Origin of the sequence: Roseibium aggregatum (assembly GCF_014692675.1) — a bacterium.
GTDB lineage: Bacteria > Pseudomonadota > Alphaproteobacteria > Rhizobiales > Stappiaceae > Roseibium > Roseibium aggregatum_C.
This window is the reverse complement of sequence record NZ_JABFCZ010000027.1, coordinates 69,534-77,793: the sequence shown is the minus strand read 5'-3', so window position 1 is coordinate 77,793 and position 8,260 is coordinate 69,534. Positions and strand designations below refer to the sequence as shown.

Annotated in this window: 6 protein-coding genes and 1 tRNA gene; 5 read left to right on the top strand and 2 right to left on the bottom strand. The window is 58.9% G+C overall.

Annotation, left to right across the window (positions count from 1 at the left end):
* Positions 1-243: 243 nt before the first annotated feature.
* Together glnA and HK439_RS21800 are read right to left on the bottom strand one after the other, a co-directional pair.
* Positions 244-1,653: a type I glutamate--ammonia ligase gene (gene glnA / locus HK439_RS21805; protein ID WP_190293599.1), complete on the bottom strand. Its 1,410-nt coding sequence runs from the start codon at positions 1,651-1,653 to the stop codon at positions 244-246.
* 124 nt (positions 1,654-1,777) lie between these two features.
* Complete coding sequence (locus HK439_RS21800) at positions 1,778-2,116, bottom strand: P-II family nitrogen regulator (RefSeq protein WP_190293598.1); 339 nt, start codon at positions 2,114-2,116, stop codon at positions 1,778-1,780.
* 502 nt (positions 2,117-2,618) lie between these two features.
* Between HK439_RS21800 and HK439_RS21795 the strand changes: the two genes are divergently transcribed.
* From HK439_RS21795 to clpX, 5 genes are all read left to right on the top strand, one after another.
* The gene (locus HK439_RS21795) at positions 2,619-4,133 is read left to right on the top strand and encodes an NAD(P)H-hydrate dehydratase (protein WP_190293601.1); all 1,515 of its coding nucleotides are present in this window, start codon (positions 2,619-2,621) and stop codon (positions 4,131-4,133) included.
* A 58-nt stretch (positions 4,134-4,191) separates the two neighbouring features.
* Positions 4,192-4,276 (top strand) — tRNA-Leu (locus tag HK439_RS21790).
* Positions 4,277-4,399: 123 nt separating this feature from the next.
* Positions 4,400-5,749, top strand: coding sequence for a trigger factor (gene tig / locus HK439_RS21785; protein WP_190293597.1), 1,350 nt, complete (start codon positions 4,400-4,402; stop codon positions 5,747-5,749).
* A gap of 201 nt (positions 5,750-5,950) precedes the next feature.
* On the top strand, positions 5,951-6,586 hold the full coding sequence (locus tag HK439_RS21780; protein ID WP_190293596.1) for an ATP-dependent Clp protease proteolytic subunit: 636 nt from the start codon (positions 5,951-5,953) through the stop codon (positions 6,584-6,586).
* A gap of 252 nt (positions 6,587-6,838) precedes the next feature.
* Entirely contained in the window at positions 6,839-8,104 is a 1,266-nt protein-coding gene (gene clpX / locus HK439_RS21775; protein WP_190293595.1) for an ATP-dependent Clp protease ATP-binding subunit ClpX, read from the top strand.
* Positions 8,105-8,260 lie beyond the last annotated feature (156 nt).

The following is an 8,260-nucleotide window of genomic DNA, read 5'->3' as shown; positions in this document are numbered from 1 at the left end:
ACAAGTGCAGTGCCTACTCGCCGCCACTGCCCAAAACATCAAAAAGATCGCAATGGCACTCACCAAAGCTCCGAAACAAGCTCCCGCGTGACAAAGACCAGCGCGTAAAGGACCAAACGCAAAAACGCGGACAAGCGCCACAAAACCAAAGCCAAAAAAACAAACCCGCCGAAAACGACGGGTTTGTCAGCAGTCTGAGGCCGGGCTGATGCCCGGCCTTTCCGTTTCCATCCGTCGGAAGGATCAGACGGAGTAGTACATGTCGAATTCGACCGGATGCGGCGTCATTTCGTAACGCTCGACTTCTTCCATCTTCAGTTCGATGTAAGCGTCGATCTGGTCGTCGTCGAACACGCCGCCGGCCTTCAGGTAATCGCGGTCGGCGTCCAGGGATTCCATGGCCTCGCGGAGCGTCCGGCAGACGGTCGGGATCTCGGCCAGTTCTTCAGCCGGCAGATCGTAGAGGTTCTTGTCCATGGCGTCGCCCGGATGGATCTTGTTCTTGATACCATCAAGACCGGCCATCAGCAGGGCGGAGAAGCAGAGGTACGGGTTCGCGGACGGATCCGGGAAGCGGACTTCCACACGCTTTGCCTTGGGGTTGGACGAGAACGGAATACGGCAGGATGCCGAGCGGTTACGCGAGGAGTAAGCCAGCAGAACCGGAGCTTCATAGCCCGGGACCAGACGCTTGTAGGAGTTGGTCGACGGGTTGGTGAAGGCGTTCAGGGACTTGGCGTGCTTCAGGATGCCGCCGATGAAATACAGACAGGTCTCGGAGAGGTCCGCATACTGGTTGCCCGCGAAGACCGGTGAGCCTTCGTTCCAGATCGACAGGTGGCAGTGCATGCCGGTGCCGTTGTCGCCGAAGACCGGCTTCGGCATGAAGGTCGAGGTCTTGCCGTAAGCATGGGCGACCTGATGGACCACATACTTGTAGATCTGCATGTGGTCGGCGCACGTGGTCAGCTTGTTGAACTTCATGCCGAGTTCGTGCTGGGCTGCGGCCACTTCGTGGTGGTGCTTTTCAGTTGAGACGCCCATGTCGGCCATGACGGACAGCATTTCGGAGCGAATGTCCTGGGCGCTGTCGATCGGCGGAACCGGGAAGTAACCGCCCTTGGTGCGCGGACGGTGGCCGAGGTTGCCGGTGTCGTATTCTGAACCCATGTTCGACGGCAGTTCGACGCTGTCGAGCTGGAAGCCGGTGTCATAGGGGTCGGCGGTGAACCGGACGTCGTCGAAGAGGAAGAATTCCGCTTCCGGACCGACAAAGATGGTGTCGCCGAAACCGCCGGACTTCACATAGGCTTCCGCCTTCTTGGCGGTCATGCGCGGGTCGCGGTTGTAGGCTTCGCCGGTGATCGGGTCGACGATGTCGCAGAAGATCGCCATGGTGGACTGTGCAAAGAACGGGTCCATGTGGGCCGATTCCGGATCGAGGATCAGCATCATGTCGGACTCGTTGATGGCCTTCCAGCCGGCGATGGACGAACCGTCGAAGGCAACGCCTTCAGCGAACATGTCTTCATCGACGAGGGCCACATCCATTGTGACGTGCTGCATCTTGCCGCGCGGGTCGGTAAAGCGCAGGTCGACGAACTTCACGTCCTTTTCTTTGATTTCCTTAAGGACCTCGGAAGCAGTGGTCATTATGTCCATCCCTTGATTTATCGTGTGAACAGGTTGGCTTGATCTCGGTGCCGGACGGCTTTGATTATCTTTGCTGCAAAGCGGTGCCGGAACCGAAAGAGGGAGGCCCTGGGGCCTGGGTTGGTTAGATGGCGTCCACGCCGGATTCGCCAGTCCGGATCCGGACCGCTTCCTCGATGTTGGACACGAAGATTTTCCCGTCGCCGATGCGCCCGGTCTGGGCCGCAGAGCGAATGGCTTCGACGGCCTTTTCCACCATATCGGAGGGGAGCACAATCTCGACTTTCACCTTGGGCAAAAAATCGACGACATATTCCGCACCCCGGTAGAGTTCGGTATGGCCTTTCTGACGGCCGAAGCCTTTGGCTTCGGTGACAGTAATGCCCTGGAGGCCGACCTCCTGGAGAGCTTCCTTCACCTCGTCCAATTTGAAGGGCTTGATGATTGCCTCGATCTTTTTCATCAGCTTCTGTCTCTCTCCAAAATTATTGGCCGGAAAATCTGGCGCAGTCCTTGTACTGGACCGTCACGCTCAGGCCTCCGACGAACGCCGATGGGCCGTTGCATAGCGCATAAAGCATGATGTGTGCCAGTTCTCTTCCTTAAGCGGCCAAAAGTTTCCCGTACCGGAAATCGCCAAAAAAGAGAGCATTTTTCGATGCCCGCTTCGACTTGTGTCCGTCGCTGCATTCTGTATATGCATAAAAAATAATCAATATGCCTATTTAATAATCCAAATTGCATTTATTGGGTCAGCTCACATGCCGCGCAACCGGGCGGCCGCCTCCGTCATGTTGCCGTTTTTGAACCCCCAGGTCCTGTTTGTTGCCATCGGCCGCTTTCAATTGTCTAAGGTGCGGGTACTTGTGGTTCGTCACCTCAGGTCTTGAAGTGAAAACGGAGACTTTGCTGCATTGGCCCATGTGAGTCCTGCCCGTAACCCGCAACTTCTGACGCCCGATCAAATGGGCGAGGCGGACCGGTTGACGATAGCATCCGGCATCCCGGGCCGCGACCTGATGGAAAACGCAGGGAAGCATGTGGCGGACGCTGCCGCCGAAATGGCGGGCGAGGGCGCGCGCGTGCTGGTGCTTTGCGGTCCGGGAAACAATGGCGGTGACGGCTTTGTTGCCGCGCGCTTGCTGAAACAGGCCGGATTTGCCGTCGAAGTTGCGCTGTTGAAGGACCCGGAAAGCCTTGGCGGAGATGCCCGACTGGCGTTTCTGGACATGATTTCGGGGGAGGGCGGACTTGTCCCCGTGCTGATCGGCGAGATCAATCTCGGATCACGGCTTGCCGCTGCGGATCTCGTCATCGATGCTCTTTTGGGCGCGGGGCTGGATCGGGAACTCTCCAGGCCTCTTGCTGAAATTGTCAAGGATATCAACGCATCGGGGCGAAAAGTCCTGAGTGTTGACCTGCCGACCGGGATCAACGGGGCGACAGGCGAAGTCATGGGCACGGCGGTCAGGGCTGCACGATCCGTTACCTTTTTCCGTCTGAAGCCCGGCCATCTCCTTTACCCGGGACGGGCCTGTTGCGGCGATCCCGTTTGCGGCGATATCGGCATCGGGCCGGATGTTCTGGACACCGTGCGACCGGATACCTTTTTAAACTGTCCCGCCCTGTGGCGTTCAAATTGGCAGCCGCCGCAGGCGGAAGGCCATAAATACAGCCGCGGCCATGCCGTGGTCTTCGGCGGTCCGGTTCGCTCGACCGGGGCGTCCCGTCTGTCCGCAGGCGCTGCGCTGCGTGCCGGGGCGGGGCTTGTGACGCTTGCCTGTCCGCCGTCCGCGCTCCTGGTTTATGCTTCCCATCTGACGGCGGTTATGGTCCGGCCCGTCTCCGGTGCCGAAGAGATCGGGGCGCTTTTGTCCGACAGGCGGCTGAACGCGGTCCTGATCGGGCCGGGATACGGGGTCGGTGCCCCGACCCGGGACGCGGTCGGGGAAATCCTGAAGCACGAATGCGCGGCGGTTCTCGATGCGGATGCGCTCACCAGTTTCGAAAAGGAGCCGCAAGACCTGTTTCTTCTGATCGGGGAAAGGGAACAGCCGGTGGTCATGACCCCGCATGGGGGAGAATTCGCCCGGCTTTTTCCCGACCTGGCGGACGTGGACCGGCTGACGGCTGCCCGGCTTGCCGCGACAAGAAGCCGGGCGGTCATCGTTCTGAAAGGCGCCGATACGGTGATCGCCGCGCCCGACGGCAGGGCCGCGATCAACGCCAACGCTTCGCCCTGGCTGGCGACCGCAGGCTCAGGCGATGTTCTGTCGGGTATCATCTGCGCCTGTCTGGCTCAGTCGGTCCCCCCCTTCGAGGCTGCCGCCATGGGCGTCTGGCTGCATTCGGAAGCGGGCAATGAAGCCGGGGCGGCGCTGACTGCGGAAGATCTTGTCCCGTCGCTGAAACCCGTGATTGCCCGTCTTGTGGAAAAAACCACCTCCGCAGATGACGAAAAAACGTCATTTTCTCTTTGATGCGGAAATTCCCGGTGCTATAGAGGCCGCGCCCTGGCTTCGGGCTGGACCGGCCGTTGCGGGCGTGGTGGAACTGGTAGACACGCCAGATTTAGGTTCTGGTGGCGCAAGCCGTGGGGGTTCAAGTCCCTCCGCCCGCACCATGTCCAAGGGCGAGAGCGTTTCAGTGAGATGCCCCTGACCGGGCTTTCCTGGGAACGCCGGACAGGAATTTCAAACACGACAATGGAACTGGTCGTTCCATACCAAGGACGAAGCACGAACCAATGCAGGTAACCGAAACCCTCGCCGAGGGCCTCAAGCGAGAGCTGAAAATCGACATTCCGGCTGGTGATCTGGCTGCCAAGCTCGACGCCTATATGGAAGATTTGAAGTCCAAGGCGCAAATCAAAGGCTTTCGTCCGGGCAAGGTGCCGGTTGCGCATCTGAAGAAGATGTACGGTCGCCAGGCCATGGCCGAAATCCTGAGCAACACCATTCAGGAAACCAGCCAGCAGGCCATCGAAGACCGCTCCGAACGCCCGGCGCTGACCCCGAACATCGACCTTCCGGACGAAGAAGCCGAGAAGATTCTCGCAGGTGATGCGGATCTCTCCTTCACCATGAGCTACGATCTTCTGCCGGACTTCGAGATCATGGATTTCTCCAAGATCTCCATCGAGCGCCCGGTCGTCGACGTTGCCGACGAGGAAGTCGACACCCAGATCGCCGAAATTGCCAAGAACAACGTTCCGTTCGAGGAAAAGAAGGGCAAGGCAAAGGAAGGCGACCGGGTGACCATGTCCTATCTGGGCAAGATCGACGGCGAGCCGTTCGAAGGCGGTGCGGATGAAAACGGCCAGCTGGTGCTCGGCTCCGGCCAGTTCATCCCGGGCTTCGAGGATCAGCTCATCGGCGTCAAGGCCGGTGACGAAAAGGTTGTCGAAGTGACCTTCCCGGAAGAATACCCGGCCGCACATCTGGCCGGCAAGGCTGCGACCTTCGACGTGGTCGTCAAGGAAGTCGCTGCTCCCGGCGAAGCCAAGATCGACGACGAGTTCGCCAAGGGCCTCGGCCTGGAAACGCTCGACAAGCTGAAGGAAATCGTCCGCAGCCAGATCGAAAGCCAGTTCGGCGCCATGACCCGTCAGCGGGTCAAGCGTCAGCTTCTCGACAAGCTGGACGAGCATTATTCCTTCGATCTTCCCGAAGCTCTCCTGAATTCCGAATTCGACGTGGTCTGGAACCAGGTCGAAGAGGACATGAAGCGCAACGGAAAGACCTTCGAGGACGAAGGCACGACGGAAGAAGCGGCGAAGGCGGATTACCGCAAGATCGCCGAACGCCGGGTGCGTCTCGGCCTGGTGCTTTCCGAAGTCGGCGAAAAGAACAACATCCAGGTGACCGACGAGGAAATGCAACGCGCGCTTTACGATCGTGTACGTCAGTTCCCGGGCCAGGAACAGCAGGTGTTCGAGTTCTACAAGAACAACCAGCAGGCCCTGGCGTCGCTGCGTGCGCCGATCTACGAGGAAAAAGTCGTCGACTTCATGCTCGAGCTCGCCAAGGTTTCCGACAAGAAGGTCACCAAGGAAGAGCTTGAAAAACTCGTGGCCGAGGACGAAGACGAGGCGTAAGCGGTCTTTTCAGGCAAAAATCGGTGGATGCGGCAGGGTTTTAACTTTGCTTTCATGCCGCATCTGCAATGGCTTTTCGAATGGAGCGGCATCCCCTATGTATGGGGTGTCGCTTTTTTCGAGACAGGCCTGAGTATCGTGTGGCCTGTATCCACCCGGTGACCTTGTCGCCGGGACCATCTCACAGCATATGGACAAGGTATGAAGGATCCTGTTGACATCTACATGAACACTCTCGTGCCCATGGTGGTTGAGCAAACCAACCGGGGCGAGCGGGCCTTCGATATCTATTCGCGTCTTCTCAAAGAGCGGATTATCTTCCTCACCGGTCCGGTCGAGGATCACCTGGCAACCCTGGTCAGTGCGCAGCTTCTTTATCTGGAAGCGGAAAATCCGACCAAGGAGATCGCTCTCTACATCAATTCGCCCGGCGGCCTGGTGACGTCCGGACTTGCGATTTACGATACGATGCAGTTCATCCGTCCGCCGGTGTCGACCCTGTGTATCGGCCAGGCGGCCTCCATGGGCTCGCTGCTGCTGGCGGCCGGCGAAAAGGACATGCGCTTCATCCTGCCGAATGCGCGGGTGATGGTGCATCAGCCTTCCGGCGGGTTCCGCGGGCAGGCGGCCGATATCATGCTCCATGCCCAGGAAATCCTGGCGATGAAGCGCCGGCTGAACGATATCTACGTCAAGCACACGGGCCAGAGCCTGGACGCAGTCGAAGAGGCGCTGGAGCGCGACAACTTCATGACGGCGGAAACCGCAAAGAGCTTCGGCATTGTGGATAGTGTGATCACCGATCGCACCAGCTTGAGTAGCGAAGAGGAAAAATAAGGCGTATTCCGGTGCTTCCGCCCGGGAAGCCGGGCGGGTGACCGGCATCCGAAAGACGCTAATACGGGCCGTTTTTTACCTTCGCCTTAAACCTATATTGATTTTTGCAGGCGAAGCATGATGACATCGGAGTCTGAAAAAACGGACTTAAACGCTCCCGGGCGGTAATTTCGAGCCAGTTTCGCCACAATTGGGCGGCAACTGGGCAGTTTGGGGAGGACGGTTCCTCCCAATAGACGCGGGGTTGAATAAATGACAAAGGCCAGCGGCAGCGATTCCAAGAATACGCTTTACTGCTCCTTCTGCGGCAAGAGCCAGCATGAGGTTCGCAAGCTGATCGCCGGCCCGACTGTTTTCATTTGCGATGAATGTGTCGAGCTGTGCATGGATATCATCCGCGAGGAGAACAAGTCCTCGCTGGTAAAATCTCGGGATGGAATCCCGACGCCTCAGGAAATTCGCGATGTGCTCGATGATTATGTCATCGGCCAGAACAGCGCAAAGAAGGTCCTGTCGGTTGCGGTCCACAACCACTACAAACGTCTCAACCACGCATCCAAGAACAATGACGTGGAACTGGCGAAGTCCAACATTCTGCTCGTCGGCCCGACCGGCTGCGGCAAGACGCTTCTTGCCCAGACCCTGGCGCGCATCCTAGATGTGCCGTTCACCATGGCCGATGCCACCACGTTGACCGAAGCCGGTTACGTCGGCGAGGACGTTGAGAACATCATCCTGAAGCTGCTGCAGTCCGCCGACTACAATGTGGAACGCGCGCAGCGCGGCATCGTCTACATCGATGAGGTCGACAAGATCAGCCGCAAGGCGGACAATCCGTCGATCACCCGCGATGTGTCGGGCGAGGGTGTCCAGCAGGCGCTTTTGAAGATCATGGAAGGCACGGTTGCCTCGGTTCCGCCGCAGGGCGGCCGCAAGCATCCGCAGCAGGAATTCCTCCAGGTGGACACGACCAACATCCTGTTCATCTGCGGTGGCGCCTTTGCCGGTCTCGACAAGATCATCTCCGACCGCGGCACCAAGACCTCGATCGGGTTCAAGGCGAAGGTGACGGCGCCGGAAGACCGCCGCATCGGCGAACTCTTCTCCGAGCTGGAGCCGGAAGATCTCCTGAAGTTCGGTCTTATTCCGGAATTCGTCGGCCGCTTGCCGGTGATCGCGACCCTGGAAGACCTGGACGAGGACGCTCTGGTCACCATTCTCACCGAGCCGAAGAACGCTCTGGTGAAACAGTACCAGCGTCTGTTCGAGATGGAGAACGTGGAACTCGCCTTCCACGAGGAAGCCCTGAAGGCGATTGCGCGCCGGGCGATCGAGCGCAAAACCGGCGCCCGTGGCCTGCGGTCGATTCTCGAGGCGATTCTCCTCGACACCATGTACGAGCTTCCGGGCCTCAAAGGCGTCAAGGAAGTGGTGATCTCTCCGGAAGTGGTGGAAGGCAAGGCCCGTCCGCTCTACATCTACGAAGACCGGGAAGAAACCTCCGCAACCAGTGCCTGATCCGGGATAAACCGCCGGATCTGCCTGCGAATTTCAAATGCCGCCCGCCAGGGCGGCATTTTTCGTTTCAAGGTACTCCAGGGGCGATCGCGGGCCCGTGTGGCGCCGTTTTTCCACCGGTTGCGCATTCGTCAACAATGATTGGATTACAAGTGT

Bases quoted from the DNA above. Each gene is read 5' to 3' on its own strand.
- glnA (WP_190293599.1), bottom strand. From the start codon at position 1,653: ATGACCACTGCTTCCGAGGTCCTTAAGGAAATCAAAGAAAAGGACGTG.
- HK439_RS21800 (WP_190293598.1), bottom strand. From the start codon at position 2,116: ATGAAAAAGATCGAGGCAATCATCAAGCCCTTCAAATTGGACGAGGTG.
- HK439_RS21795 (WP_190293601.1), top strand. From the start codon at position 2,619: ATGGGCGAGGCGGACCGGTTGACGATAGCATCCGGCATCCCGGGCCGC.
- tig (WP_190293597.1), top strand. From the start codon at position 4,400: ATGCAGGTAACCGAAACCCTCGCCGAGGGCCTCAAGCGAGAGCTGAAA.
- HK439_RS21780 (WP_190293596.1), top strand. From the start codon at position 5,951: ATGAAGGATCCTGTTGACATCTACATGAACACTCTCGTGCCCATGGTG.
- clpX (WP_190293595.1), top strand. From the start codon at position 6,839: ATGACAAAGGCCAGCGGCAGCGATTCCAAGAATACGCTTTACTGCTCC.